Annotated in this window: 23 protein-coding genes; 12 read left to right on the plus strand and 11 right to left on the minus strand. The window is 75.4% G+C overall.

All coding sequences use genetic code 11. The features are described 5' to 3' along the window. Positions 1–11: 11 nt before the first annotated feature. From MMF93_RS29730 to MMF93_RS29755, 6 genes are read right to left on the minus strand one after another with little or no spacing between them, the layout of a single operon-like run. Positions 12–1,304 carry a glycosyltransferase gene (locus MMF93_RS29730; protein WP_242756256.1) on the minus strand — a complete coding sequence of 431 codons (1,293 nt, stop codon included), beginning with the start codon at positions 1,302–1,304 and terminating at the stop codon, positions 12–14. Continuing rightward, positions 1,301–2,065 carry a polysaccharide deacetylase family protein gene (locus MMF93_RS29735; protein ID WP_242756257.1) on the minus strand — a complete coding sequence of 255 codons (765 nt, stop codon included), beginning with the start codon at positions 2,063–2,065 and terminating at the stop codon, positions 1,301–1,303. The genes MMF93_RS29730 and MMF93_RS29735 overlap by 4 nt, the downstream gene beginning before the upstream one ends. Continuing rightward, positions 2,055–3,899: a lipid II flippase MurJ gene (locus MMF93_RS29740; protein WP_242756258.1), complete on the minus strand. Its 1,845-nt coding sequence runs from the start codon at positions 3,897–3,899 to the stop codon at positions 2,055–2,057. Before MMF93_RS29740 ends, MMF93_RS29735 begins: the two co-directional genes overlap by 11 nt. Next, positions 3,896–5,284: an O-antigen ligase family protein gene (locus MMF93_RS29745; RefSeq protein ID WP_423835551.1), complete on the minus strand. Its 1,389-nt coding sequence runs from the start codon at positions 5,282–5,284 to the stop codon at positions 3,896–3,898. Before MMF93_RS29745 ends, MMF93_RS29740 begins: the two co-directional genes overlap by 4 nt. Beyond that, a complete protein-coding gene (locus tag MMF93_RS29750) occupies positions 5,281–7,053 on the minus strand; it encodes an exopolysaccharide biosynthesis polyprenyl glycosylphosphotransferase (protein ID WP_242756259.1) in 1,773 nt (590 codons plus the stop codon). Before MMF93_RS29750 ends, MMF93_RS29745 begins: the two co-directional genes overlap by 4 nt. After that, entirely contained in the window at positions 7,050–8,276 is a 1,227-nt protein-coding gene (locus MMF93_RS29755) for a glycosyltransferase family 4 protein (RefSeq protein WP_242756260.1), read from the minus strand. The genes MMF93_RS29750 and MMF93_RS29755 overlap by 4 nt, the downstream gene beginning before the upstream one ends. 255 nt (positions 8,277–8,531) lie before the next feature. Here MMF93_RS29755 and MMF93_RS29760 point away from each other — a divergent pair, with 255 nt between their 5' ends. After that, positions 8,532–9,032: an anthrone oxygenase family protein gene (locus tag MMF93_RS29760; protein ID WP_242756261.1), complete on the plus strand. Its 501-nt coding sequence runs from the start codon at positions 8,532–8,534 to the stop codon at positions 9,030–9,032. A gap of 162 nt (positions 9,033–9,194) precedes the next feature. On the opposite strand, the gene MMF93_RS29765 is transcribed toward MMF93_RS29760, so the two are convergent. After that, on the minus strand, positions 9,195–10,751 hold the full coding sequence (locus tag MMF93_RS29765; protein WP_242756262.1) for a hypothetical protein: 1,557 nt from the start codon (positions 10,749–10,751) through the stop codon (positions 9,195–9,197). Between the two features lie 345 nt (positions 10,752–11,096). Beyond that, on the minus strand, positions 11,097–12,476 hold the full coding sequence (locus MMF93_RS29770; RefSeq protein WP_242756263.1) for a CaiB/BaiF CoA transferase family protein: 1,380 nt from the start codon (positions 12,474–12,476) through the stop codon (positions 11,097–11,099). A gap of 246 nt (positions 12,477–12,722) precedes the next feature. Between MMF93_RS29770 and MMF93_RS29775 the strand changes: the two genes are divergently transcribed. The 10 genes from MMF93_RS29775 to MMF93_RS29820 all read left to right on the plus strand — a co-directional run bounded on the left by MMF93_RS29775 (position 12,723) and on the right by MMF93_RS29820 (position 22,940). Continuing rightward, positions 12,723–13,403, plus strand: coding sequence for a helix-turn-helix transcriptional regulator (locus MMF93_RS29775; protein WP_242756264.1), 681 nt, complete (start codon positions 12,723–12,725; stop codon positions 13,401–13,403). A 293-nt stretch (positions 13,404–13,696) separates the two neighbouring features. Continuing rightward, on the plus strand, positions 13,697–14,902 hold the full coding sequence (locus tag MMF93_RS29780; protein WP_242756265.1) for a galactosyltransferase-related protein: 1,206 nt from the start codon (positions 13,697–13,699) through the stop codon (positions 14,900–14,902). A gap of 182 nt (positions 14,903–15,084) precedes the next feature. Further along, a complete protein-coding gene (locus MMF93_RS29785; protein WP_242756266.1) occupies positions 15,085–16,296 on the plus strand; it encodes a class II D-tagatose-bisphosphate aldolase non-catalytic subunit in 1,212 nt (403 codons plus the stop codon). Continuing rightward, on the plus strand, positions 16,293–17,219 hold the full coding sequence (locus tag MMF93_RS29790; RefSeq protein WP_242756267.1) for a hypothetical protein: 927 nt from the start codon (positions 16,293–16,295) through the stop codon (positions 17,217–17,219). Before MMF93_RS29785 ends, MMF93_RS29790 begins: the two co-directional genes overlap by 4 nt. A 65-nt stretch (positions 17,220–17,284) precedes the next feature. Beyond that, the gene (locus MMF93_RS29795) at positions 17,285–17,791 is read left to right on the plus strand and encodes a cupin domain-containing protein (protein ID WP_114022503.1); all 507 of its coding nucleotides are present in this window, start codon (positions 17,285–17,287) and stop codon (positions 17,789–17,791) included. A gap of 2 nt (positions 17,792–17,793) precedes the next feature. After that, positions 17,794–18,960, plus strand: coding sequence for a DegT/DnrJ/EryC1/StrS family aminotransferase (locus MMF93_RS29800; protein WP_242756268.1), 1,167 nt, complete (start codon positions 17,794–17,796; stop codon positions 18,958–18,960). Then, entirely contained in the window at positions 18,960–20,138 is a 1,179-nt protein-coding gene (locus MMF93_RS29805; RefSeq protein ID WP_242756269.1) for a GNAT family N-acetyltransferase, read from the plus strand. Before MMF93_RS29800 ends, MMF93_RS29805 begins: the two co-directional genes overlap by 1 nt. Before the next feature lie 196 nt (positions 20,139–20,334). After that, positions 20,335–21,066: a TIGR04282 family arsenosugar biosynthesis glycosyltransferase gene (locus MMF93_RS29810; protein ID WP_242756270.1), complete on the plus strand. Its 732-nt coding sequence runs from the start codon at positions 20,335–20,337 to the stop codon at positions 21,064–21,066. Continuing rightward, positions 21,063–21,710: a methyltransferase domain-containing protein gene (locus tag MMF93_RS29815; RefSeq protein WP_242756271.1), complete on the plus strand. Its 648-nt coding sequence runs from the start codon at positions 21,063–21,065 to the stop codon at positions 21,708–21,710. The genes MMF93_RS29810 and MMF93_RS29815 overlap by 4 nt, the downstream gene beginning before the upstream one ends. Positions 21,711–21,872: 162 nt before the next feature. Then, the gene (locus MMF93_RS29820; RefSeq protein WP_242756272.1) at positions 21,873–22,940 is read left to right on the plus strand and encodes a zinc-dependent alcohol dehydrogenase; all 1,068 of its coding nucleotides are present in this window, start codon (positions 21,873–21,875) and stop codon (positions 22,938–22,940) included. An 11-nt stretch (positions 22,941–22,951) separates the two neighbouring features. Here MMF93_RS29820 and MMF93_RS33450 read toward each other — a convergent pair whose 3' ends face one another. The 3 genes from MMF93_RS33450 to MMF93_RS29830 all read right to left on the minus strand — a co-directional run bounded on the left by MMF93_RS33450 (position 22,952) and on the right by MMF93_RS29830 (position 25,263). Beyond that, a complete protein-coding gene (locus MMF93_RS33450; protein WP_274709520.1) occupies positions 22,952–23,083 on the minus strand; it encodes an LPFR motif small protein in 132 nt (43 codons plus the stop codon). A gap of 72 nt (positions 23,084–23,155) precedes the next feature. Then, positions 23,156–23,662 carry a methylated-DNA--[protein]-cysteine S-methyltransferase gene (locus tag MMF93_RS29825; protein WP_242756273.1) on the minus strand — a complete coding sequence of 169 codons (507 nt, stop codon included), beginning with the start codon at positions 23,660–23,662 and terminating at the stop codon, positions 23,156–23,158. Between the two features lie 113 nt (positions 23,663–23,775). Continuing rightward, the gene (locus MMF93_RS29830; RefSeq protein ID WP_242756274.1) at positions 23,776–25,263 is read right to left on the minus strand and encodes an FGGY-family carbohydrate kinase; all 1,488 of its coding nucleotides are present in this window, start codon (positions 25,261–25,263) and stop codon (positions 23,776–23,778) included. A 125-nt stretch (positions 25,264–25,388) separates the two neighbouring features. On the opposite strand from MMF93_RS29830, the gene MMF93_RS29835 reads away from it, so the two are divergent. Then, entirely contained in the window at positions 25,389–26,063 is a 675-nt protein-coding gene (locus MMF93_RS29835; protein WP_242756275.1) for a histidine phosphatase family protein, read from the plus strand. Positions 26,064–26,077 lie beyond the last annotated feature (14 nt).

The following is a 26,077-nucleotide window of genomic DNA, read 5'->3' on the forward strand; positions in this document are numbered from 1 at the left end:
CGGTCACCTCGTTATCGGGGGGCGGGCTCGGGTGCGGGTGCGGACGCGGGGGCCGCCGCGGATGCCGTGCGGTGCGGGGACGAGGGGCGGCGTCGCCCGGCCTCGCCACCGGCGGCGGGGGCGGGCGGCAGGCCGAGCGCGGTCCGGTAGACGTCGGCCAGGCGTGCGGCGCAGCGGTCGATGCCGTACTCCCGGACGACATCGGGCACGGGGAGCCTGCGCGGGTCGGCCAGGTGCGCCGCCCGCGCCTCGCGCAGGGCGGCGGTCAGTTCACCCGGCGCGTGCGTGAACCTGCGGGCCCCCGGCGCCCGTTCGGGCGGCTGGTCCTGCACGGCCGGGCATGCCGCGTACCGCACGGGCAGCCCCGCTGCGAGACCTTCCAGGACGGCCAGTCCGAACGACTCCTCGTCGGAAGGGGAGACGAGCAGGTCCGCTGCCGCCAGCACGCCGGGCACGTCCGGGACGCCGTCCCGCCCGGTGCCGTTGCCCTGCCCTGTGCCGTCACGGGGCCCGGTGCCGTCGTGCGGGCCGCCGGCGCACTCTCCCAGCAGCCGCACACGGGCGGCCGCGCCCGCCGCCTCGGCGCGGGCCCGCAGCGCCGCCGCCTGCGGTCCGTCGCCCGCGAGCAGCAGCCGCGTCCCCGGTACCGCCGCCACCGCGTCCACCAGCGCGTCGAAGCGCTTCCCGTGGACCAGCCGGCCCACACCGGCGACCACGAAGGCGTCGGGCGCCAGGCCCAGCAGTCCCCGTACGCGGGTGCGCCGGGCCGCGTCGAAACGGAAGCGGTCGGCGTCGATGCCGCCCGGCACCGTGCACAGCCGTGCCGCGGGGACGCCCCAGCGCCGCAGCCGCGCGGCGACCGTGGCGGAGACGGCGACGGTCGTGGTGCCCAGCCGCTCGGTCGCCAGGTACAGGGCGCGGACGGCGGGGGTGAGCGGACGGCCCTCCAGCACGCCCTCGCCGAGCGAGTGTTCGGTCGCCACGACGGTGCGCACCCCGGCCAGGCGCGCCGCGATCCGCCCGTACACGCAGGCCCGGTACAGGTGGGTGTGCACCACGTCGTACCGCCCCGCCCGCACCAGCCTCACCAGTCGGGGCAGCGCGGCGAGGTCGCGGTTGCCGCCCATGCCCAGGTGCGTCACCCTGGTGCCGTCGGCGCGGATGCCCTCGGCGACGCTGCCGGGCTCCGTGAGCGTGACGACGTCGCAGTCGACCCCGTGCGCGGGCAACCTGCGCAGCAGCAGCCGCAGTTGTTCCTCGGCGCCGCCCACCCCGAGCCCCGTGATGAGGTGCAGCACTCTCATGGGCGGGCACCGCTCGCACTCGGCGCCCCGGCACCCTGTGCCGGCAGCGGACGGCGGCGCAGCGGGTGCAGCACCTTCTTCAGGTAGAGCCGCGCCGGGGTGTCACGGGACCCGATGTGGACGCGGGGCAGCGCGTGCACACTGGTCAACGGCCCCGGGTCGATGGCGCAGGCGTACGCGTATCCGGCGGCCCGCACGGCCTCGACGGCGCGCGTGTCGAGCGTGCCGTACGGGTAGCAGAAACCGTCGGGTGCCGTCCCGGTGAGCTCGGCCAGCAGGCTGCGGCTGTGCGCGGTCTCCCGCTCCAGGGTGGCGGCCTGCGCCATCGTCAGATCCGTGTGGACCAGCCCGTGCGAGCCGACCTCCATGCCCGCGGCGGCCACGGCCCGCACACCCTCCGCGTCCAGCAGCGGCTTGCGCGGGCCCTCCGCGTCCCAGGCGTTCTCCCCGCCGAGCCGCCCCGGCAGCACGAAGGCCGTCGCCGTGCACTCGTGGCGGCGCAGCAGCGGCAGCGCGTCGGTGAGGAAGTCGGCGTAACCGTCGTCGAAGGTCAGCCCCACCAGACCACTGCCCCGCCCGCAGGCGCGCGCCCGCAGCAGCCGTCCGACGCTCACCCCCCTCAGCCCCCGCTCGCGCAGCCAGCGCAACTGCCGCTCCAGGCGGGCGGGGGAGACGGTGACCTGGTACGGGTCCTCGTCGCAGTCGGAGACCGAGTGGTACATCAGCACCCAGGGCGCTCGTGGACCGGTGTCAGCGGACATGGGCGATCCTCCGTGTGACGGTGGCGAACAGGTACGGCAACTCCGGCGCTCCCACCAGCCGGCCGACCGCCGCGAAGGCGGCCAGCACGGTGGCGCCGCCGACGGCCGCGGCGGCGAGCGGCGCGGAGAACAGGCCGGCGGCGAGCCGGCCCGCGGCGGCGGCCGCGCCCGCGGCCACCAGCAGCCGCAGCAGCCCGGCCGCCACCCGGGGCACGTCGATGGCCACCACGCGGGCACCGAGGCCGCGCAGCAGCAGCGCGGCCGTGGTGGTGATGCCCAGCGCGTTCGCGGCGGCGATGCCGTACACGCCCCAGGGACCCGCCGCCGCCACGCCCGCCACCGCGGTGACCGCGAGCCCGGCGCCCATGGCGGCGGCCGGGAACCAGGGCGGGCGGCTGCCGGAGAAGAACGGGCGCACCAGCGCGCCCACCATGCTGTGGCCCAGCAGCCCGCAGGTGTAGACCCGCATCACCGCGGCGGTCGCGGCCGTGTCCCGCGCGTCGAAGGCACCCCGCTCGAAGAGCAGCCCGATCAGCTGCGGCGCGCAGGCGACCACGTACGCGGCACCCAGCAGCACCACGATCCCGGCCAGCGCGAGATCCCTCTCGACCCGCCGCCTGGCCACCTCCGCCTCACCGTCGGCCATCGCGCGGGCGACGACGGGGAACGTCACCGTGCACACCATCAGCGAGAGCACCATCGGCAACTGGGCGACCTTCTGCGCGTAGTTGAGGTGCGAGATGGCACCCGCCGGCAGCGAAGAGGCCATGAAGCGCTCGAAGAGGACCTGCGCCTGGCGGCTGACGGCGAACGTGACGACAGGCGCCACGACTCCGAGACCGACCCCCATGGCACCGCCGTCGGGCATGGCGACGGCGCGCTGCCGGAACGCGCGGCGGGCGCGGGCGCGCGCGCGGCGCGCGGGGAGCCGGGAGAGGAAGGCCGGGAGCTGCACGAGGACCATCAGCGCCCCGCCGACGGCGACTCCGAGCGCCGCCGCCCGCACGCCCCACAGAGCGTGCCCGGCGTACATCACGGCGATGATGCCCGCGTTGTACGTGACGTAGATCGCCGCGGGCGCCACGAAGTGCCGGTGGGCGCGCAGCGCGGCGCTGAAGTAGCCGGCCAGGCCGAAGGTGAGGACGGTCAGCGCGGTCAGCCGCAGACAGGCGGCGGCCGTACCGGCGTCGGGCAGCCCGGGTGCGAGCACCCGCACCACCTGGGGCGCTGCCAGCACCAGGAGCCCGGCCGCGCCGGCCAGCACCAGCGACAGGCGGGGCAGCGTCGCGGCCACCAGCGCACGCACGGGGTCATCGGTGCGCGCGCCGTCCGTCCCCGGGGCGTCCAGCAGCGCGCCGTCCGCCCGCGCTTCTCCCGCCGCCCGGCGGGAGAGCGCCAGGCTGAAGGCGGGCACCAGGACCAGCGCCATGGCGTCCTCGATCAGCAGGGTGGAGGCCAACTCCGGTACCGTCCACGCGACCAGGAACGCGTCGGTGTCGGCGTCAGCGCCGAACAGCCGGGCGATGGACTGGTCCCGCAGCAGCCCGAACAGCGATCCCGCGGCGGTGAGCACCGCCGTGACGGCGGCCGCCCGCGCCAGAAACCGCCCGAGCGCCGGGGCCTCGCCGGGCGGGCGCCCCCGCGACGTCGCCGGCGCGTCCCGCGAGCCCGCCGACGCGTGCTGTGTGTCGCCCCGCGAGTCCGCCGACGCGTGCCGTGTGTCGCCCCGCGAGCCCGCCGACGTCCTCCCGGTTCCCGCGGAAGGGGCGGGGGAGGCGGAGGGGGAGACAGCGGGAGGGGAAGTGGTGGGGTGGCGGGGGGCGGTGTCGGTCATCGAGTGGAGCCCCCGTCGACGACCTCTTCCGCGGCGGGAGAGAGCGCCCACCAGGCGGCCAGGCCCAGCACGAGGGCGGTCAGCACGGTGGAGGGGCCGCCGATGTCTCCGTAGAGGAAGTCGATGCCCTGCCAGGCGAGGAGACCGACGGCGACCATGCCGCAGTCGGCGGCCCCGGAGCCCGCACCACCGCGGCGGGCGGTGCGCAGCCGCCGCAGGCCGCACACCAGCAGCGCCGCCCAGGAGCCGACGAGGGCGACGATGCCCACGAGCCCCTGCTCGCTCAGGACGAGAAGGTACATGTTGTGCGGCGACAGCAGCGGCTCGCGCTGGAAGCGCACCCCGGCGCCCGCCGTGTCGCTGCCGGAGGAGAGCGCGAGGGAGGCGTGCGCGTCGCGGTGCGCGGGAAACCCCTTGGGGCCGACGCCCGTCGCGGGCGCCTCACGCCACATGCCGACCGCGGCGCTCCACAGGCTGTAGCGGTCGGTCACCGACTGGTCGGGGGAGGAGGAGACCTCGGTGATGCTGCGGGCGCGTTCGGTCAGCTGCTCCGAGCCCACCGACAGGCCGCCGACCAGCACCACCCCGGCGGCCGCCAGCGCGGCGAGGACGGGCACCGCCGTCCGCGCGCCCCGCAGGGCGAGCAGCAGCAGACACGCCGCGGCGGTCGCGATCCACGCGCCCCGGCTGTAGGAGAGGGCCAGCGGCGCCAGCAGCAGCACCGCGCAGCCCAGCGCGCACGGCCGCAGCCATCGGGGCGCGGCGGCGGGCGGGGCGAGGGCCAGCGCGAGTGTGGTCACCAGCCCGTAGGAGACGACCGTCGCCATGCCCATCACGTCGAGCGCGCCGAAGGTCCCCACGGCCCGAACGTTCTCGCCCCTGTAGGAGGCGCCGGTCCCGGTGGCGGACTGGAGGACACCGACCGTGCCCTGCGTGAGTGCCAGCAGCACCACCGCCGCGCACACCAGCCGCGCGTCGCGCGCGTCCCGCAGCGACAACAGCACCGCCCCCGGGACGAGGACGAACAACTGGAGGTAGCGCACGAACCCGGGCAGCCCGGCGGCGGGGTCGGCGGCGGCGATCGTCGCGACGGCGAACGCCGCGGCCGGAGCGCCGAGCACGAGCGCGGCTTGCCAGGTCAGCACCGGACCCGGGGCCGCGCGCCCGCCCCCTCGCACCAGCCTGAGCACGCACCAGACCACGAGCGCACCCGAGGCGGCGTCCGCGAGCGTGACACCGCCCTGTCCGTCCAGGCTCGTACGGTCGGCCGGGGCGCACAGGAGCAGGACCGTCCCCACGAGAGGCAGCACGGGGCCGTACCGCCCGAGCCGGGGAAACGGCGGGAGGGGAACCGTGCTGCCCGCCCCCGCGGGCAGCACCCTCACCGGCCCTCCAGGCGGAAGAACGAGGTGGCGGTGCGGCACATGATGCGTACGTCCTGCCACAGCGACCAGGTCTCGATGTAGTGGTTGTCGAACCGGGCGCGGTCCTCGATGGAGGTGTCCCCGCGCAGCCCGTGGACCTGCGCCAGCCCGGTGATGCCGACAGGCGTGCGGTGCCGCTGCGCGTAGCCGGGGTGGAGCTGGCTGAACTGCCGTACGAAGAAGGGGCGTTCGGGGCGGGGTCCGACGAGGCTCATGTCGCCGCGCACGACGTTCCACAGCTGCGGCAGTTCATCGAGCGAGGAGCGGCGCAGCAGCCTGCCGATCCGGCTGGTGCGCGTGTCACCGGCGACCGTCCACCGGGTCGCTGCCTCGTGCTGGTCCGAGGGCCGCACCGTACGGAACTTCAGCAGGGTGAAAGGCCGCCCGCCCTGGCCGATCCGCTCCTGCCGGAAGAGCACGCCGGGCCCGTCCAGCAGCCGTACGGCCAGCGCGCAGGCGGCCAGCACCGGGGCCGCCGCCACCAACGCGGGGACCACCAGCGCGAGGTCGAGCACCCGTTTGCGCAGACCGGTGCGCGGGCGCGGGCAGTCCAGCACCAGGCGCCGGCAGCTGAAGCCCCACAGGTGGGCGTCGGGGGTGGGGCCGCCGCCGGGAGAGGCGTGCGGGCCGTGCGCTCCCAGCGCGCAGCCGGGCCGTACCAGCCAGCCGGTCACCCCGTACCGTCCCAGCAGCCCGGCGAGCGCGGCGGTGTCCGCCTCCTCCCAGGGAGAGCGGACGAAGACGACGTCCTGGACCGCGCTGCGCGCGACCTGCCGCGCCACCTCCTCCAGGGTGGCGACGACCGGCAGCGGGCACGGATTTGTGCAGGCGTCCGCGCCGGACGGCGGGCCCGGCGCGTCCTCGGCCGCCGGCTCCACCAGCGCCACCGGGCGCAGCCCGTACTGTGACCGCTCCAGCAGGGCGGCTGTGACCGCACGTGCCGTCCCGCCGCGCCCCACGATCAGGGCGGCACGCGGACTGCGGCGGCCCCGCCGGCGGCGCAGCCCGTGCACCAGGGCGCGCGCCGCGCAGGCCAGTGCGGTGGTGAGGGCGACCCCGGCGAGCATGCCGGCCAGGCTGAGCGCGTCGGAGCCGCCGCACACCGCCAGCACGGTCACCCCCACGCACCAGGCCGCGGCCACCCGCGCGCCGAGCGCGGGCAGTTCGTCCAGCGCCTGCGGGTCGAGGCACGGGCGGTACAGGCCCGCCCGCGTGCACAGCGCCAGCACACTCGCGCCGGTGGAAGCCAGCAGGAGCGGCGCGGCCTGGCCGCCCGCGCAGACCAGCACGGCGGTGACGGTTCCCACCGCGTCGCAGGCGGCCAGTGGCACGGCCGCGGCGCGGCGCCGCCGGGCCGCGGAGCGGGGCGGTCCCACCGCGACGGGACCGCGCGCGGACGGCACCGCGAACACGTTGACGGACGGCGCGGAGGGCGCGGAGGGCGCCGCGGGCACGGGGGGCACGGGGGGCACGCGCCCTGGTGGCGCCGGGGGTGCGGGGTCTGACGGCTCCGCCGCCTCGTCCTCGGGGCCCGTGCCCGACACCGGGTGGGGTACGACGGGAGCGGTTCGGACCGGCGCGGACGCGGCCTCGTCCGGCTCGGCCGTTCCCCGCGGGGCCGGGGTGCCGTCCGGGAGGTCCACGCCCCGGCCGGGGAGGCCCGTGGCGTCCGTGCCGCTGTCCGTGGTGGCCCGCCGGGCCGGCGCGCTGCCCGCGCTGTCGGTGGTCATCGGACCTCCGAGAGGCCGGCGGGGACGCCGGGCGCACACCGCTCCCCGAGTACCTCCCGGTACAGCTCCAGCACGGCGGCGGCCGTCTCGCGCACGTCGAACTCGGCGTGTACGTGCTTGGCGGCGGCCTGCCCCAACTCCTCGCGCAGCCGCGCGTCGAGGCACAGCGCCGCGACGGTGTCGGCCAGCGCCGCCGCGTCACCCGGCGGTACGAGGCAGGTGGTCTCCTGACCCGGTGGCAGCAGCTCGCGCGAGCCGTCCACGTCGGTAACGACGACGGGACGCCCGCAGGCCATCGCCTCCAGCGGGGTGAGGGCCATGCCCTCCCACAGGGACGGCAGTACCACCAGGTCGGCGACCGCGTACCAGTCCTCCACCCGCTCCCGCGCGCCCGCGAACACGACGCCGCCCGGCGCCGAACGCCTCAGCCGTTCACGGTCGGGTCCGTCGCCGACGAGCACCAGCCGGGCCCCGGGGACCCGGGCGGCGATACGGGGCCAGGCCGCCAAGAGGTGGCGCTGTCCCTTCTGTTCGCACAGCCGGCCCACGCACATCACCAGCGGTGCCGCCCCGGCCCTCTCCCGCAGCGCGGCGGGTCCGGCGGGCTGGGGAAGCGCGCCGGGTGGCGGCGGGCCCGAGGGGGCGGCGGTGAACTTCTCGAAGTCGACCCCGTTGCGCACGACCGACCAGCGGGCGTCGAGACCGGCCTCGCGGCCGGTTTCCCGCTCGGCCGCGCTCACGCACAGCACCCGGTCAGCCCACCGCGTCGCGTACCGTTCCCAGGCGCGGGCCTGCCGCGCGGTACGGCCCCGCGCGGCCTCGAACGACCAGGCGTGCGGCTGGTGGATCGTGGGGACGCGGGCGCGCAGCGCCAGCCGTGCCGCGAGCCCCGCCTTCGCGCTGTGTGCGTGCACCAGGTCGGGGCGGAACCGGCGGACCAGCCGCCGTACGCCGTGCATCTCCAGGGCGAGGCGTGCGCCGGGTTCGCGGACCGCGGGCCAGTGCGCGGTCAGTGCGCCCGCGGCGGCCGCGTCCCGCTCCAGCGTGCCGCCACGGGGACAGGCGACCACGACACGCAGCCCCGCACGGACCTGTGCCCGTGCCAGAGCGGTGACGACGCGTGCCACGCCGCCCTCGACGGGCTGAGCGAGATGCAGGACGGTCATCCGCCCCCGTGGCTCGCTGCCGCGCCATTCAGTGCACTGTGCCAGCAGTTTCGGCATGGACGACTCCGCCTCCCGAGATGAAGCAGAGTGACCTTGACAAAATCCGACTGTCGAACCCGTGCGGCACGCCGGTCATGTCCCGCTTTTTCCTGACTGGTCCCACGCGTGGCGGTGCAGACGCCCGCACATCCTCCTGAGCGTGCGGGCCATGGGACCGCGCGCCTCCGTCCGGTTGGCTGGAGCCGTACCCGCACCTCGCTGTGCGGGGCACCGGAACGTCAACGAAAAGATCAGTGAAGAGAGGGGAAGGGCGTGCGGGCACTGCAAGGGGTCTCACTCCTGGGGGCCGTCCTGCTCACCGGGGTGAGCGCGGGCCTCTACTACGGATTCGCCGTCGCCGTCATGCCGGGGCTGCGGCGGGCCGCGGACCGGACGTTCGTGGAGGGCATGCAGCGGATCAACGCCGCCATCCTGAACGGCTGGTTCCTGCTGGTGTTCGTCGGGTCGCTGGTGCTGATCCTCGCCGCGGGAGCGCTGCGGCTGTGGGGCGGCGGCAGCACGGGCACGCTGCCGTGGATCGCGGCGGCGGCCGTGCTGTACCTCGCCGTCCTCGTGATCACCATGGGATTCAACGTCCCGCTCAACGACGCGCTCGACGCCGGCGGCCTGCCGGGGGACCCCGAGCGGCTGGCAGAGCTGCGCGAGCGGTTCGAGGGCGCGTGGATCCGCTGGAACGTCGTGCGGACCGTCTGCAACACGGCCGCCTTCGGCTGCCTGGCGTGGGCACTGATCCGGCACGGGAACGGAAGCTGAGCTCTCTCCCCGCAGGCGTCCCGCACGCCCCGCAGGCCTCCCCGGGTGGCGGCACGCCCCGGGCCACCGTGGCCCCGGGTGGCGGCACGCACCGGGCCACCGTGGCCCGGGGCGGCCGCGGGTGGCCCGCCCGCCCGGCTGCCCCTGTTCTCTCCGGCGGTGCTACTTCCCCTTGCGGCCGAACCACAGGGCGCGGCCCAGGACGTCCAGCGCCTCGTCGGCCCAGCCGAGGATCCGCAGGCCCGAGGTGACGTTGGCGGGCGGGCGGTTGATGAGCGTGTCCCGGCGCACCAGGCGCTGGAAGTCCACCCGCACCGGGTCGGTCCTGGGCTCGCCCCCGTAGGGGGTGCGGAACTCCACGCCCGCGGTGCGCATCACCCCGATCAGCTCCTGGGCGAGAATCCCGTAGGCCACGGTCGTGGGGTGCACGCCGTCCAGCGAGAAGAGCCCGCCGTCGCTGCGCCGCTCGCCGTCGCTGAGCAGGAACCGCGAGTTGGGCACCGGGTCGAGCGCGCGCAGCTCGCGGGGCAGCGGATACGGCGACCACCAGTCGGGCCGCGCCGCCTCGTCCTCGAAGTAGCGGCGGCACGCCAGCCGGTCCAGCAGGCCGGCCGTGTCGAGCAGGTACCAGTCGCGCCCCGCCCGGCGCGCCGCCCGCACGACCTCGGCCATCGCGTCGTTGTACTGGTCGATCGCCGCGTCCACGTCGTGTGCCTGCTCGCCCGTCAGATGCGGGTCGCGCCGCACGTCGAAGTCGCCGTCGGCGATCCAGGGCCGCGTGTAGTACGGGAAGTAGCGCGAGCCGGGCTCCGCCTTGCCGTGCACGCCCCGCGCGATCGGTGCGATCGTCACGTGCGGGACGGCGCACCAGATGACGTGCCGTGCGCGGACCTGTCCGATCTCGTCCGCGAGTTGCCGCAGCTCGGAGGCGAAGTGCTCGGGCCGCCAGACCGTGTACCTGCCCTTCTCGCGCAGGTCGTCGTAGCCGGGGCCGCTCCAGGCGACGTCGAGCTCGATGACCGAGGAGAGGGCGTTGTTGGCGCCGAGGAAGACGATGAGGGTCTCGATCCCGTGGTCGGGGTCGGGGTCTCGCCCGTCTCGCCCCTCCCGCGTGTCCTCGGCACAACCCGCGCGGTCCGCAGGCTCGCCCGTCTGCTCGCCCAGCAGCCGCGCGGCGCCCACCTGGGTGAGCGCTCCCGCGGCGGGTGGGCGGGTGGGCAGGGCACGCAGCGCGGCGCGCTCGCCCGGGTTGCCGACCATCTGCCGCACCAGGTCGTCGCGTGGGGCGCCGATCATCTTGCGGCACACGTCGGCCGACTTCTCCAGCGCGTCCCGCAGATCCCAGCCGAAGACCGCCAGGTTGTGGTTGACGGCCGTGGTGGTGGCCGGAGCGCAGCCGGCGCCGCGCTCCCAGTAGTCCTCCACCTTGTCCATGAACCGGCGCGCCCGGAAGAGCGCCGCCGGCGTGTCCCACCAGTCGAGATCCTTGCCGCAGTGCTCCTCCAGGTCGCGCAGCAGCATCTCCAGGTTGAGCGGGAGCCCGCCGCACCCCTCGTAGCTGGGGTGGCGGAACTGCGCTGACCAGCCCAGCTCGTGGGCGATGATCGCCGGGTAGGACAGGTCGGTGCGGAAGACGGCGCAGCTTTGGAACCCCTCGGTGAGGGAGTCGCCGAGGGCCACCAGCCGGTTGCGGGGCTCGCCGCGCCACGAGGTGGACACCGGGATGCCGAGGGTGGGGTCGGTGTAGGGCGCGCCCGGTGCGGCGCGCCCCGTTCCGGCGTGAGACGCGGCGCGCCGGGGTCCGGCGCCCGGTGCCGCGGGCTCGCGCGTCGGGGAGGGGATCGAGGGGGACGTGGGGGGAGGTGTGGTCGCGGGTCGCGGTGCGGAGGCAGGTGGTGGTGCCGTCATGTCACGCCCCGATCTGCCGGTGCCGGGCGCCGCCGCGGAGGTCCGCGCTGCCCGGTACGGCCGTGTTGGGTGAGTACGGTGTCCTTCCTGCGTCTTACCCACTGCGGTGCGTGATCCGTCCACGGGCCGGAAGAGGGACGGGCGGCGGCGGTGCTTTCACCCCTTCGGCGCCGTCCGCACGGCCCGGGAGGCCACCGCCGCGTTGATCTCGTCTTCGTCGAGCCCGGCCTCCCGCAGCACTTCCACGGTGTCGGCGCCCGGCGGGCGGGGCGCCGAGGGCCGCTGGGAAGGGGTGCGGGTGAGCGAGACGGGGGTGGCGATGCCGCGGTAGCCGCCGTGCTCGACGACCATGCCCCGGTGCCGCACCTGCGGGGAGGTGAGCGCCTCGGCCACGTCGTGCACGGGGGAGGCGGGCACGCCCTCGTGAAGGAGCTTCGCCGCCAGCTCGGCGCGGTGCCACCGGGCGAACCGCGGCGCCAGCAGGGCGCGTAGCGCTGTCACGTTCCGCACCCGGTCGGGGTTGGAGGCGAAGCGCGGGTCGCGGGCCAGTCCGCGCTCGCCCAGCAGCCGGGCGAGCGCGGCGAACTGCCGGTCGTTGCCGACGCCGACGAAGAGCGGCCCGTCGGCCGCCGCGAAGGAGTCGTACGGTGCGATCGTCGGATGAGCCGAACCGGTGCGCGGCCGCACCTGGCCGTCCGCGAGCCAGGTGGCCGAGTGCGGGTGCAGCAGGCCGACGGCGGTGTCCAGCAAGGCGCAGTCCACCAGCTGTCCGAGGCCCGAGCTGTTGCGCTCGTGCAGGGCGAGCAGTACCCCGGAGAACGCGAGGACGCCGGTGACCATGTCCACCACCGGCACGCCGACCCGCAGCGGGTCGCCGCCCGCTTCGCCGTTGACGCTCATCAGCCCGCCGTAGGCTTGCAGCACCGCGTCGTATCCGGGCAGTCCGCCCATCGGCCCGTGTGTGCCGAAGCCGGTGACCCGGCAGTGCACGAGCGCCGGGAAGCGGGCCCTCAGCCGCTCGTCCGGGTAGCCCCAGTTGGCCAGGGTGCCCGCCTTGAAGTTCTCCACCAGTACGTCGGTGGACCGCAGCAGCCGCCCGAGGAGGGCGCGCCCCTCCGCGCGCGAGAGGTCGAGGACGATGTTGCGCTTGGTGCGGTTGAGGTTGTGGTAATACGCGCTTGTGCGAGCCGCCCTCTCGGGCTCCTCGGCACCCTCTCCCGCCTCAGCTGCCTCATGGACGAAGGGCGGTCCCCAGCCGCGGGTCTCGTCGCCACCCGGCGGCTCGGCCTTGACGACCTCGGCACCGTGGTCGGCCAGCATCTGCGTGCACAGCGGACCCGCCAGCACCCGCGAGAGGTCCAGCACCCGCAGTCCGGCCAGCGCTCCCGGCCCGCCGGTTTCCCGTGCCGCTTCCCGGTCCCCGCCCAGCTGGAAGTCCACGACGCGGCTGCCCGCCCTTCGTCTGCCGGTGCCGGTGTCCTCGTGCCGGTTCCGCTTCCTGTTCCGCTTGTCGTTTCCTGTTCCGAGTGTGCGCACGTACGGCCCGCACGAGGGGCCGCCACGGATGCTAGGAGTGTGACGGGAGAGGCGCAACGGGGCGATCGGCGAAGTGGAGCACGGGGCCCTCTCCGGACGGCGCGACAGCCACCTCCCGCCTCGGCCCTCACTCGGTCAACTCGCTTCCCTGGGGCGGGAGTCTGCGAGATCATCACTCGCGGCAAGCAGCGCCGGACCACACCCGCGACGGCGGAGGTGGGCCTACACGGGGATTGGGTGAGCCGCATGACCGAGACGCAGGCAACGCCGGGCACCGACGAGCGCACCGAGGTCCGGCTGGCCGTCGCCGTACACGTCGAAGCCGAGCTCCTCCGCCTGGGGCTCCAGGCGATGCTCCCCGGCCTCGGATGTGTCGAGCGCGCCGAGGAGTTCGGCCATACCGACGCGCTCGACAGGGCGCTGGCCGAGCACAGGTTCCACGTGCTGATCCTCTCCAGCTCCAACTCGGGGCACACCACGGCGGGGCGGCTGCGCCACACCCAGCCGGGGCTGCGCACCCTCGTGGTGCTGGACCCCGCCGACGCCGAGTCGCACGGCGCGCTCGCCCGCCTCCCCGCCGACGGTTACCTGCTGCGCGAGGAGCTGACCGCCGCGGCGCTCGACCGCGCGCTGCGGCAGCTCGCCGCCGACGAGATGCCGATGCCGCTGCGCCTGGGGCGCCGCCTGCTGAGCCACGCGGGGGAGTCGGCACACCTGTTGCCGGCCCGCACCGTGCGGCTGACCGCCCGTGAGCACCAGGTGCTCGACCTGCTCGTCGCGGGTCTGAGCAACAAGCAGATCGCCCGCCGGCTGCGGATCTCGGAGCATGGCGTCAAGCGGCTGGTCAGCAGTGTCCTGCTGAAGCTCGGCGCCGCCAACCGCACCGCCGCGGTCGTCACCGCCATCAAACTCGGCCTCATCGACTGACACCGCCGGGGCCCGCGGACACGCCACCGGCCGATCCGGCTGGTGGGGTGCGACGGGTGCCGGGGGCTGCCCCAGCCTCCGGCCGGGAGGGTACCCCCACGGCCACAACGGCGGCCGCAGCCCGCGCACGGCGGCCACTGGCAGCCTCAACGGAGCACGAGCCGCGAGGAAGGCACCCTAGCCGAACGGCTACCCCCATCCGCACAGCTCGATGCGGGCGGTCATCCGGGGCTATCAGCGGCTGCGGGGCCGGGCCCACGATGAGCCCAGCCCCTGCCGAGAGGACCCGTCAGATGAGCTGGAGGCACCAGGACCCGGCGACCCTCGCCGACGCCGCGGTCAGCAGCGTCGCCCTCGTCGCCGACCCGTTCGCCCAGTCCGCCGCCCCCGGCTTCTGGGTATGGTCGCGCGAGGCGCACCAGGCGGTCACCGACGCGGTCCTCGCCCTGCCCGACGCCGACCTGCGCACGCTGGCCCGTACGGTCGGCAAGAACCCCGGTGACGTCACCGCGTGCCGGGGGCTGACCGTGTCGCTGGCCGACCGGTTCAGGCGCCACGCGGACGCGCCCGAGGTCGCGCGCCTGGCGGAACTGGTGTGGGAAGCGGAGTGCCGCTCGCGGCTGCGCATGCAGACCGGGAGCGAGCGGCCCGCCCGGCTCGCCACCCCCGGAGCGCGCGAGATCCTGCGCACCTCACGGCCACCGGCCGCCCCCCGCGGGCCGGTCGACGCGGCCGTGGTCATCCCGTTCAGGGAGCGCGGGGGCGACAGCGACCGAACCCGCAACCTGGCGGCCGTGCTGCACGCGCTCAACGACCAGAGCCACCCGCGCGAGCGCTACCGCGTCGTCGTCGTGGAGGCGGACAGCGAGCCCCGCTGGGAGAGCGTGTACGCGCCCTGGTGCGACACCTACCTCTTCGCCGAGAACCCCGGCCCCTTCAACTACGCCTGGACGCTGAACGCGGGCGTCGTGCACGGGGCCCGCCCCGCCGAGCTGGTCTGCGTGCTGGAGGCGGACATCCTCGTCGACCGCGGCTTCGTCGCGCGTGCCGTCGAACGGTTTTGTGCGCCCGGCACCCAGGCGCACTGGCCGTTCGTGGACATGCTGTACCTGGACGAGGCCTCCAGCCACCAAGCCGTCGACGAGCGGTGTGCGCAGGGGCGGCCCACCGTGGACAGGGACGCGCTGCGGGGCGTCTTCCTGCGCCGTACGCCGGGGGCCTGCGTGTGGCTGCGCGAGAGCCTCTTCACCAGGATCGGCGGCTACGACGAGCGGTTCACCGCCGGGTGGGGCGGCGCGGACAACGACTTCGCCTGGCGTGCCGACCTGCACGGCGGGCTCGACCGCCACTCCGACCGGATGGTGCACCTGCACCACGCGCGGGCCACCGACTGGTTCGACGCCGAGGGCGCGGGGGCCACGGCCTACGAGACGTTCCCCTGGTGCACCTGGCCACCCGACTCCCGTATCGGGGACCTGAGCGCGTTCCGCTCCGGATAGCCGCCCGCGCGCCGCAGCCCGCCCCCGCCGGTCGCGCGGCGTACGGGGCCCAGCCGGCTGCGCGGCGCACGAGGCTCAGCCGGCCGTATGCCGCACGAGGCCCCGGCCGGCCGTATGCCGCACAACGTCCCAGGAACTCCGGGCCCCGCGATCAGGGCCCCCACGAACAGGGGAAGACATCCATGGAACCAGTGGTCGGCATCGGCCCGGTCTCTCGCACGACCGTCGACGCGGCGCTCGCCGTCGCCCGGCGCACCCGCACGCCGCTCATGCTCATCCCCAGCCGCCGCCAGGTGGACGCGGCCGAGTTCGGCGGCGGCTACCTGGGCTGGACGACCGAGGAGTTCGCCGCGTACGTACGCGCCCGCGACCCGCAAGGGCTGACGACGCTGTGCCGGGACCACGGCGGCCCCTGGATGCACACGGCCGAGGCGCGGCTGGCCGACCCGGCCGAGGCGCTCGACTCCTGTGTGCGCTCGTTCACCGCCGACCTGGACGCCGGGTTCGGGCTGCTGCACATCGACACCTCCGAGGGGCGGCCCGGCACGGGCCCGGTCTCCGCGCGGACGGCCGCCGCCCGGCTGGTGGAGCTGTACGCGCGCTGCCACGCGGAGGCCACCGCGCGGGGCAGGGAAGTGGCGTACGAGATCGGCTTCGAGCCGCAGGACGTCTCCACCAACGACCCCGACGAGTTCAAGGCGGCGCTCCGCCTCGTCCTGGAGGGTGTGGAGGCGGCGGGTGCTCCCCTGCCCCGCTACGTCGTGGCGCAGACGGGCACCAAGGTCGCCGAACTGCGCAACGTGGGGCGCTTCCACGACCCGCAGGCGCGCTGCGAGACGCTGCGCCAGGTCTCCACGCTGGCCGCCATCTGCCACCAGGAGGGCGTGCGGCTCAAGGCGCACAACTGCGACTACCTCACCACCGAGGAGACCGCCTCGTTGCTGCGCGCGGGCGTGGACGCGTTCAACGTCGCGCCGGAGTACGGCGTCACGGAGACCCGCGCCCTGCTGCGCGTCCTGGAGGAGATGGAACTGGGCGCGGCGAAGGAGGACTTCCTGCGGCTCGCCCACGACAGCGGCAAGTGGCGCAAGTGGATGCTGGAGGCGACCGACGCCACCGACGTCGAGCGCGCCGTCATCGCGGGGCACTACGTCTTTTCCACCCCGGAAGGGCTGCGGATCCGTGACGAGGCCGCCCGGGCGCTCGCGCGCAGGGGCAGGCCGCCGCTGGAGACGGTGCTGCGCGAGGCGGTGAGCGAGCGCATCGAGGCGGCGCTGCACGCCGTGGCCGCGGTGCCGAAGGCCGCAGGGGCGGTGAAGGCACCGGAGGAGACCGGGGCCGCCGGCGCGGCGAGGGACGCGGGTGCTGCCGGGGCCGCCGGGGCGCGGCGGTGAGCGCCCCGGTGGCCGACGTGTTCGCGCCCGAGACGCTCAGGCAGGCCGTCGACCGGATCCTGCGGGTCCCCGACGCGCACCGCACCTTCGCCAAGGACGCCGCCTTCGCGCAGGAGTTCTGGGCCATCGGGCCCGACCTCCTCGACGCTCTCCTCGACCACGGACTCCCGCACCGCGGTGCGGGCGGTCAGCGGCGTTTCGAGCGCACCGACCTGCACAACATCAGCACCTACCTGCACCTGCCCTCGCCCTACTTCCGCGCGCTCAGGCACAAGGCGTCGGACATGGACGCCGCCGCGCGGAAGGGCGAGCCGCACCACTACGAGCTTCGGCTGGCCGCCGAGTGCGCGGGCCAGAGCCACCGGGGCGCCTGCGCGTTCACGCCGGTGCCGGGGCTGGAGCGGCACGGCGAGCCCGGCAGCCTGCGCGAGACCTCGCCGGGGATGTTCACCGTGGGAGCGCGACTGCCGTCCGACACCCACGTGTTCGACGCGGACCGCTCCGAGCTGCTCTCCCTCGTCGCCGACTGGGAGCTGTACGTGCTGCCCGACGGTGTCATCGAGGACGAGGGCTTCTCGCGCGCCACCCGCCTGGCCAACTGCCTCATCCCCACCCGGCTCCTGCTGCGGGAGGCCGAGCGGCGCGGTATCAGGGCCAGGCACGGGGCCGGGCTGCTGGTGGCGCCGCCGTTCACCACCCTGCACCACTGGGTGGAGTTCGACATCGACGGCGCGTGGGTGCCGGCCGACCCCGTACTGCTGACCGCCTTCGCCCGCTGGGGCATGACGGAACCCGCCGCCTGGCCGTACAACCGCTCGGTCGCGGGCGCCGTCTGGCACCTGCTCACCTGGCCGCCCGAGGTCTTCTTCCCCGTCGTCCACGACCACGGACGCCAGGCACCCCTGCACATCTCCGCACGCTAGCCAGCCCCGGGCCCCGGAAAACCTCCCCGGGGGCCGGCCCGGAAAACCGCCACGGAAGGACCGCCATGGGCAGCCCCGCGACCGACGCCGTCTTCACCGCCATCAGCGAGCCGGCGGACGACACCGACGCGCACCCCTCCCGCACGCCCCGCGAGGTGGCGCCGGGCGTACGGGTCATCGAGTTCGCCGACACCAAGAAGGTCGTCAAGCTGTGGGGCCAGGAGCGCTGGCTGCACGAGGAGGAGCCGGACGGCCCCTACGGGTTCAAGTTCATCCGGATCAGGGCGGGGCACCGCACCTCCCTCCAGTACCACGAGCACAAGAGGGAGAGCTACTTCATCCTGGAGGGCGAGGCGGTGATGCACTACCGGGCCACGCGTGACGGCGAGACGCTGCGGCTGCCCATGCCCGCCGGAACGCTCGCCCACGTCGACCCGGGCGCCGTGCACCGCGTGGAGGGCGTCACCGACATCGTGCTGGTGGAGGTGTCCACCTACGACGACGGGTCGGACAACGTGCGCCTGGAGGACGACTACGGGCGCGGTGACGGCCGGATCGCGGAAGAGCACTGAGCGTGGGCGGCTACACCGTTCCGGGCGAGGGGCACGCCTCCACGTACCGCCACGTTCCCAAGTACCGCTATTCCGCGCAGTTCGAGGGCGCGGAGAAGGAGTTGCTGGCGCGGATCGAAGAGCTGCTGCTGCGTGGCGGCTACGTGCTGGGGGAGGAGGTGGCCGAGTTCGAGCAGCGCCTTGCCGGCTACCTGGGTGCCGCGCACACCGTCGGCGTCAACTCCGGTACCGACGCGCTGATCCTCACCCTGGACGCGCTCGGTGTCGGACCCGGCGACGAGGTGGTCACCGTGGCCAACTCCTTCCACGCCACGGCCCAGGCCATCGCCAGGCGCGGCGCCACACCCGTGTACGTGGACTGCCGCGACGACGACTTCCTGATGGACCTGGACCGGCTGCCCGAGGCGCTGACCGAGCGCACCCGCGCCGTGATCCTCGTCCACATGTTCGGCAAGGCGGCCGACGTGCCGCGCGCCGCACGCCTGTGCCGCGACGCCGGGGTCGCGCTCGTCGAGGACTGCGCACAGGCCATCGGGGCGCGCAGCCACGGCGTCCGCGTCGGCACGGCCTCGGCGGCCGGCTGCTGGAGCTTCGCCCCCTCCAAGAACCTCGCCGCCGCCGGGGACGCCGGAGCCGTCAGCGTCCGCGACGACGAACTGGCCGAACGGCTGCGCCTGCTGCGCCACTTCGGGCAGCCGCACCAGAACGACCACCGCCTCCTGGGCTACAACTCGCGCCTCGACACCCTCCAGGCGCTCGTACTGCTGCACAAACTCGACCGACTGGACGCCTGGAACGCCCGCCGCACCGCCCTCGCCGCCACCTACCGCGAACGGCTCGCGCCCCTCCCGCTGCGCTTCCAGCAGCCGGGGGAGGAGGGGGAGCACGTCTACCACCTCTTCCAGGTGCGCACCGAGACCGAAGCGGCGCGCGACGGGCTGCTGGGCCACCTGACCGCCTCCGGTGTGGACGCCGTGGTCCGCTACCCCGTACCCCTGCCGCACCAGCCGGCGCTGGAGGGGCCCGCCGCCCGGCGCCACGACTGCCCGGTCGCCGAGGAACTGTCCCGGCAGACCCTGTGCCTGCCCATACGGCCCGACCTCGACGCCGCCGAGATCGCTCACGTATGCGACACGGCCGCCGGGTACTTCACCACGGGGGCGCCCTGATGGAGACCCGCGTGGGCACGGCCGCCGACGCCGCCGAGACCGAGGGCTACCTCGCACTGGCCCGGCAGGCCTTCGGCAAGACGCCCTACGACCCTCCCACCCTGCTCGCCCACGGCACCGGCATGGTCGCGGTGCGCGGGTCCCAGGTGCTCGGCGGCGGGCTCTTCCTGCCGTTCGCGCAGCACTTCGGCGGACGCCCCGTGCCCTCCGGCGGCGTGGCCTGGCTCGCGGTCGCCCCGTGGGAGCGCGGCGCCGGACTCGCCCGCCGCCTCACCGAAGAGGGCACCGACCGGCTCCGCCACGAACACGGAGCGCACCTCGCCGCCGCCTGGACCCCGGCGCCAGGACTCTACCGCCGCTGGGGCTGGGAGTCGGCCGCCGTCGCCTCGGAGTACGTGCTGCACCCGGCCGAACTCCCCCCTGACCCGGGCGGTTTCACGGTCTCCGTACCCGACGAGGCCGCCTGCGCCCGGCTGCGCGAGCGGCTCGCCGCCGGCTGGAACGGCCCCGTCCGCCGCCCCGCCTGGTGGCACGGCTGGAAGCGGCGCGTCACCGAGGGAGCGCTGACACTCGGCGTCATGCGCGAGGACGACCTCGCCGGATACGCGACCGTCACGGTGCAGCCGTGCGCCCCCTGGGGTGTCGCCGCCGTCGTGCACGACTTCTGGCACGACGGACTGGCCGCGCTGCCCGCCCTGCTCGGCGCGGTCGCCGCCCGCTCCCCCCAGGTGCGCGAGATCCGCTTCCGCCGCTCCGTCCTGCCGCGCCCCAGCCCCCTGCAGTGGGCGCTCGACCAGTACGCGGTACGCGAGGAGGGCCGCTACCCGTGGGTGCTGACGCTGCTCGACGTACGGCGCGCCCTCGAGGCCCGTGGCTGGGACCCGCACCCGCGCGGAGGCGTCGGTCTCGAGGTCGTCTCCCCCCAGGGCAAGAGCGCCCGCTACGCGCTGACGTTCGAGGAAGGGCTGCTGCACGCCCAGCGCGGCGGCCCCGCGGCAGGCCTCCCCTCGTCGCGCGCCGTGCGCCTGCCCGCGGGCACGCTGGCCGCCTGGTACGCGGGGGCCCTCACGCTGCGGCACGCCGCCCGGCTGGGCCTCGCGGAAGGGCACGCACGCGACCTCGCCCTGCTCGACGCGCTGGCCGCAGGACCCACGCCGTGGCTCCCGGACAGCTTCTGACACCGGCCGCGGCCGGCCGTCCACGCACCTCAGCTCCACCCCGGCAGCGACCCGAGGAGGGACCGACGCATGCGTCCGAGGGAGAAGACCGTATGACGCGCCGGACCCCGCCTCCGCCCGCTCAGGTCGCCCTCGGGCCGTGCGCCCCCGCGCGCCGGGCCGCGGGCGCCCCGCCCGCACGGGGCGAGGTTCGGTGATGCGGGCGCCCACCACGCTGCTGGTCATCGCCAAGGAGCCGCGTCCTGGGCGGGCCAAGACCCGGCTCGGCCCGGTCTTCACCCCGCACGGTGCGGCCACGCTGGCCTCGGCTGCGCTCACCGACACGCTGCGCGCCGTGCTGGCGGCCCCGGCCCGGCGCCGCGTCCTCGTCCTGGACGGCAGACCGGGGCCCTGGCTGCCGGGGCCCGAGGAGGGCGGCGGGCGGCTCGAGATCGTGCCGCAGAGCGAGGGCGGCCTCGACGAGCGGCTCGCCGCCGCCTTCGCCCTGTGCGACGGGCCCGCGCTGCTCGTCGGCATGGACACGCCGCAGCTGACCCCCGCGCTCCTGGCGCCCGCGACGCGACCGCACGCCTGGCGGGAGCACGACGCCTTCTTCGGGCCCGCGGCGGACGGCGGTTTCTGGGCGCTCGGACTGGCCGCCCCCGACCCCGCTCTGCTGCGCGGTGTCCCCATGTCCACCCCCACCACGGGACGTGCCCAGCGGGCCAGGCTGGTGGCGGCCGGGCTGCGCGTCCGCGACCTGCCAGAACTGCGGGACGTGGACGTGCCGGACGACGCCGCGGCGGTCGCCGCCGCGGCCCCCGGCACGTGCTTCGCCGCCGCCCACGACCGGCTGGTACGCCTGCTGGACCCCGACGCCTCGGGCGTGCGGACCGCGGGGCCCCACCGCCCCCGCCTCCCCGGCGGCCGGGGAAAGGCGCGGCCATGACAGGGCGGGCCGGGGCCTGGACGGAGGACCCCTACACCGAGGCCATCGGCAACGGCCGCGGGCCGCTCCACCTGCGGGCCCGCGACGGCTGGTCGCTCGCGCTGGACGTGGAGCGCTGGTGCGCGGCGGCCGACGCCGCCGACCTGAGCGTGCTCGACCGCTGCCGCGGCACCGTTCTCGACATCGGCTGCGGCCCGGGCCGCCTCGTCACCGCACTCCACGCGGACGGACACCCCTCGCTCGGCATCGACCTCAACCCGGCCGCCGTCGCCCGCACCCGCGCACGCGGCGGCAGCGCCCTGCGCCGCTCCGTCTTCGAACCCCTGCCCGCGCCCGGCACCTGGGACACGGCGCTCCTCATGGACGGCAACATCGGCATCGGCGGAGACCCGGCGCTGCTGCTGCGCCGGGTCGCCCGGCTGGTGCCGCCCGGCGGCCTGCTGCTCGCGGAGGTCGCCACCGAGGACGTCGACCAGCGGCTGCACGTCTGGATGGAGAGCGCGGGCGGCGCCGCCGGCACCCCCTTCCCCTGGGCCCGCGTGGGGGCGGCGGCCCTGCACCGCGTCGCGACGCTCTCCGGCTGGCTGGCCGAGGACAGCTGGTCCAAGGACGCCCACGAGTTCGTCGCGCTCCGCCGCGCCTGACCACCGGCCACCGCGCCCGCCACCAGCGGGCTCCCCTGGGCGCCCCGCATACCCGGGCGGTGCGCCGAGGCGGCCCCGTGCCATGATCCACCGGAGAGCGAGCGGCGCGCGTGCACGGCGTGCCGCACGCCCCGCGTCGTGAGCAGCCCGAAAGGACGTCCGTTGAAGGGGAACTGGCCCGGCGGCACCATGCGTGCCGCGCGCATCACCGGCCTGCGGCAGACCGACCTGGCCGAGGTTCCGGTGCCCGCGCCCGAACCCGGCACGGTGCTGGTCCGCACCCGGCAGGTGGGTATCTGCGGCACCGACCTGGAGATCCTGCACGGCACCTCGGCGTTCCTCCAGGACGGGCGGACGACGTTCCCGCACGTCTTCGGGCACGAGTGGTACGGCGAGGTGGCCGCCTACGCCGACGACCCGCCCGAGGGGGCACCCGCCGTCGGCTCTCCCGTGGTCGGCCGGACGATGGTGCCGTGTGAAAGGTGCGCCGCCTGCCACGCGGGGCGACCCCAAAGGTGCGCGGCCCTGCGGGAGACCGGTCTGTACGGCCTTCAGGGCGCCGCCGCCGACTATGTGCGCGTGCCCACCCACGCCCTCACGCCGCTGCCCAGCGGGCTGCCGGAGGGAACGGGGGCGCTGATCGAACCGGCCGTCTCCGTCGTGGAGGCGTACAGCCGCGCCCAGCTCGGCTTCGACGACCGGGTGGCCGTCATCGGGACCGGCACCATGGGCCTGCTGGCGGTGCAGTTCGCGCACCACTACGCCGCCGGCGTCGACGCGGTCGGCATCGACCCGGCCGGACTCGACCTCGCACTGGGCTGCGGCGCGGACGCCGCCCACCATGCCGACGAGGCACCCGAGGGGGCCTACTCACTGATCGTGGAGGCGTCAGGCGCCGCCTCGGCGTTCACGGCCGCGCTGCGCATGGCACGGCGCGGCGGCCGCGTGGCGCTGGTCGGGGTGGCCAGGGAGCCGGTCTCCTTCGTCCCCGGCGAACTCTCACTCCAGGGCGTCGACGTTCTCGGCATCCAGCACGGCATCAGCCACTACGACCGCACGGTCGCCCTCTTCGAGCGGGGCGTGCTGGAGGCCGGGCCGCTGGTGGCCGAGGCCGTCGCGGCCGAGTCGGCGGACGCGGTGCGGCACGCTTTCGCACTCCTGGAGCGCGGACGAAGCGGCCCGCCGAAGGTCCTGCTGGACTTCGGCGGGCCACTGGTCACCCGGTCCTGAGGGCCGGCCGTTCATACCCGGCGGCGGCGCGCCGAGTGGGACGCCCCACCGAGCAGCCGGGCGACGGCCCGGAAGGGGAGCGTGACGACGGTGGCGATGGCGCCACCGATCGAGCGCAGCACATCAGCGAGGGCGCGGAGCATCGTGTCCTCCTCGAACGACGGAGTCTGTGACGCCGCACGGGTGGCCGCTGACGCGCCGGGCAAACCGGCGTTTCACCACAGCGTGCCGTCACCCCGCGGTGCGGGCGCACCGCGCTCGAAGTCCAGCAGGTGGCGTTTGCGCTCGAGTCCGCCGCCGTACCCGGTCAGCTGCCCCGTCGAGCCGATGACGCGGTGGCAGGGGACGACGATGCTGATCGGGTTCCTCCCGTTGGCCAGCCCGACGGCCCGTGCCGCGCCCGGCCTGCCGATCCGCTCGGCGAGCTGCCCGTAGGAGAGGGTCTCGCCGTAGGGGATCTCTTCCAGGGCCGCCCACACGGTGCGCTGGAAGCCGGTGCCCTCCGGCGCGAGGGGAAGCGAGAACGCGGTGCGTTCCTGCGCGAAGTACTCACCGAGTTGCTCCGTCGCCGCGCCGAAGGCGCTCGCGTCGCTGTCGCCGAACGTCTCGGGAGCGGGACGGTGCCGGTGAGGATCCATGTAGATGCCGGACAGCGTCCCCTCGGTCGCGACCAGGGTCAGGGGGCCCAGGGGGCTGTCTATGACGGTGTGCGTGCGGTGCATGGCGCGTCCCTTCTCGTTCCCCTCCAGTCTTACGGGTCACGCCGGATGGGGACTGGCGGAAAAGCGACAAGGCCGTGCGCCGAGGCCGGGGGCTCAGGCCGTGCGTCGCGCGCTCAGCCCTCCCAGCGGGTCCTGGCGGCCTCGACGCGTGCCCGGTAGTCCGCGTACCCCTGTTCGTACAGCGCCCTGACCTCCTCGTCGGGCTCCACGAGGCGGTATCCCGCGTGCCAGCGCTCCTCGTCCACGGGATCACCCAGCGCGGCGCGCGCGACGACGGCCGCGCCCCGCGCGCCCACCTCCGCCTCCAGGGGAACCCGGACCGGCCGGCCCAGGATTCCGGCGAACGTGCGCATCCAGCCCGCCGACCTGGTGCCGCCGCCGCAGGCCGCCGGCGTCCGCGAGAGCCCCGCGGTCTCCAGGCAGTGACGTGCCGCGTAGCCGACCGCCTCGCACATGGCGCGGATCAGGTCGGCGCGGTCGTGCGCGAGGGACATGCCCTCGAAGGAGGCGCGGGCGCCGGGGGAGACGAACGGGGCGCGTTCCCCCGCCTCGGACAGGAACGGCAGCGCCGTCACCCCGCGCGCACCCGCGGGGCTGCGCTCCAGCAGCGCCTCCAGCTCCTGCGTGGAAGCGCCGACGACACCGAGCGCCCAGTCGATTCCCGCCGTACCCACCATGGCGGGCAGCGCCCGCAGCCAGCGGTCGGTGCGCGGGGTGCACAGCCACATCCCGGCCGGCTCGCCGTCCCACTCGGCGCCGTCCCGCCCGGCACGGTCGGTGAGGACCTGGCAGGCCAGCGTGGTGCCGACCGTCAGCAGCCCGTCTCCCGGCTCCCGCACGCCGCTCCCGAGGGCGCAGGCCGGCAGGTCGTAGGGGCCGGAGGTGACCGGCAGTCCCTCGGGCAGCCCCAGCAGGGCCGCGCCGTGCTCGTCGAGTTCCAGCACGGCGTGCGGGGCGGCGGGCTCGGGCAGCAGGTGGGCCAGCTCTTCGATACCGCAGGCGGCCAGCGCGGCGGGGGAGTAGCGGCGGGTGACGGGGTCGAGGAAGGGCAGGGTGGCGTCGGAGGCGTCCACGCTGACCGTGCCGGTCAACCGCTGCGCTATCGCGTCCACGCAGTACCCGGCGACCGCCGCACGCTCCAGCGTGCCGGGCTCGTGCTCGGCCAGCCAGGCCAGCAGCGGTCCGTGACAGCCGGGAAAGGTGCCCGAACCGGTGTCGCGGAAGATCTCCCCGACCGTTCCGTCCCGCCGCCAGCGGTCGACGAGCGGGGCGGCGCGGCCGTCCATCCACGAGATCATGCGCCGTACCGCGCGCCCCTCGGCGTCACGCAGCCACAGCCCGTCGCCCTGACCGGTCAGGGCGAGCGCCGCGGGCGGGCCGGGCAGCGCGGCAGCGGCCTGCGCGACCACCTCGGCGACGCCGGCCAGCACCTCTTCCAGATCCTGCTCGACGACGCCCCCGGGCCCGCGCAGCAGCGTGGAGCGCCGCGCTGCGGTGTGCAGGGAGCGGCCGTCGCGGTCGAAGGCGACGGCCTTGGTGACGGAGGTGCCGATGTCGACACCGATGATCGTCCCTGCCGTTGCCCCGGCGGTCTCAGTCATGGCCGTACGCCCTCCAGACGGCGGTCGCGCAGTGGTCCCGCTTCTCCACAAGAAGATTGTTATATTTATAGCGCTCCGCGTGAAGAAACCCAATGGCCGCACCGCTCCGACGCCCTGGAGGACGCATGACCGCCCGGCTCCTGCTCGTGAGGCACGGCCAGACCGTCTGGCACGCCGAGAACCGCTACGCCGGCATCTCGGACGTCGCGTTGACCGACACAGGGCTGCGGCAGGCCGAGGAGCTGGCCGGGTGGGCGCACCAGCGGTCGCTCGGCGCGCCGGTCCACGCGGTCGTCAGCTCACCGCTGGAGCGGGCGCGGCGCACGGCCGCCCCCGCCGCACGTGCGCTCGGGGTCACCCCGGCCGTCCACGAGGGCCTGCGGGAGGCCGACTTCGGCTGGGGAGAGGGCCGCACCCTCGCCGAGATGAGAGCCGAGGACGCCGGCCTCGTCGAGGCGTTCCAGCAGGACGCGGAGACCGGCGCCTTCCCCGGCTCCGAACCGCCCACCGCCGTCGCCGCCCGGGTGTGCGAGGCGCTGCGTGCGGTGGCGGCGGCGCACGACGGGCACACCGCGTTGGTCGTCGCGCACAACACCGCCTTCCGGATCGCGCTGTGCGCCATGCTCGGCATCCCCCTGGGCCGCTACCGGCTGGTGCTGCCCCGGCTGGAGAACGCGGCCGTCACCGAGATCGAGGTGACCGGGGCCCGCACAGCGCTGCGCGCGCTGAACGTGCCGACCGCACCCGGCGCCGGGGCCGCCCCGCACGCGTCCCCCGCGACGCCCGCGGCCGCGGACTGAGCGGGCGCGTGGCC

Source organism: Streptomyces tubbatahanensis (genome assembly GCF_022699385.1).
In the GTDB taxonomy this organism is placed as follows: Bacteria; Actinomycetota; Actinomycetes; order Streptomycetales; family Streptomycetaceae; genus Streptomyces; species Streptomyces diacarni.

Coding starts and splice junctions, on each gene's coding strand:
- MMF93_RS29730 (WP_242756256.1), bottom strand. CDS start 1,304: ATGAGAGTGCTGCACCTCATCACGGGGCTCGGGGTGGGCGGCGCCGAG.
- MMF93_RS29735 (WP_242756257.1), bottom strand. CDS start 2,065: ATGTCCGCTGACACCGGTCCACGAGCGCCCTGGGTGCTGATGTACCAC.
- MMF93_RS29740 (WP_242756258.1), bottom strand. CDS start 3,899: ATGACCGACACCGCCCCCCGCCACCCCACCACTTCCCCTCCCGCTGTC.
- MMF93_RS29750 (WP_242756259.1), bottom strand. CDS start 7,053: ATGACCACCGACAGCGCGGGCAGCGCGCCGGCCCGGCGGGCCACCACG.
- MMF93_RS29755 (WP_242756260.1), bottom strand. CDS start 8,276: ATGCCGAAACTGCTGGCACAGTGCACTGAATGGCGCGGCAGCGAGCCA.
- MMF93_RS29775 (WP_242756264.1), top strand. CDS start 12,723: ATGACCGAGACGCAGGCAACGCCGGGCACCGACGAGCGCACCGAGGTC.
- MMF93_RS29780 (WP_242756265.1), top strand. CDS start 13,697: ATGAGCTGGAGGCACCAGGACCCGGCGACCCTCGCCGACGCCGCGGTC.
- MMF93_RS29785 (WP_242756266.1), top strand. CDS start 15,085: ATGGAACCAGTGGTCGGCATCGGCCCGGTCTCTCGCACGACCGTCGAC.
- MMF93_RS29795 (WP_114022503.1), top strand. CDS start 17,285: ATGGGCAGCCCCGCGACCGACGCCGTCTTCACCGCCATCAGCGAGCCG.
- MMF93_RS29805 (WP_242756269.1), top strand. CDS start 18,960: ATGGAGACCCGCGTGGGCACGGCCGCCGACGCCGCCGAGACCGAGGGC.
- MMF93_RS29810 (WP_242756270.1), top strand. CDS start 20,335: ATGCGGGCGCCCACCACGCTGCTGGTCATCGCCAAGGAGCCGCGTCCT.
- MMF93_RS29815 (WP_242756271.1), top strand. CDS start 21,063: ATGACAGGGCGGGCCGGGGCCTGGACGGAGGACCCCTACACCGAGGCC.
- MMF93_RS33450 (WP_274709520.1), bottom strand. CDS start 23,083: ATGCTCCGCGCCCTCGCTGATGTGCTGCGCTCGATCGGTGGCGCCATC.
- MMF93_RS29825 (WP_242756273.1), bottom strand. CDS start 23,662: ATGCACCGCACGCACACCGTCATAGACAGCCCCCTGGGCCCCCTGACC.
- MMF93_RS29830 (WP_242756274.1), bottom strand. CDS start 25,263: ATGACTGAGACCGCCGGGGCAACGGCAGGGACGATCATCGGTGTCGAC.
- MMF93_RS29835 (WP_242756275.1), top strand. CDS start 25,389: ATGACCGCCCGGCTCCTGCTCGTGAGGCACGGCCAGACCGTCTGGCAC.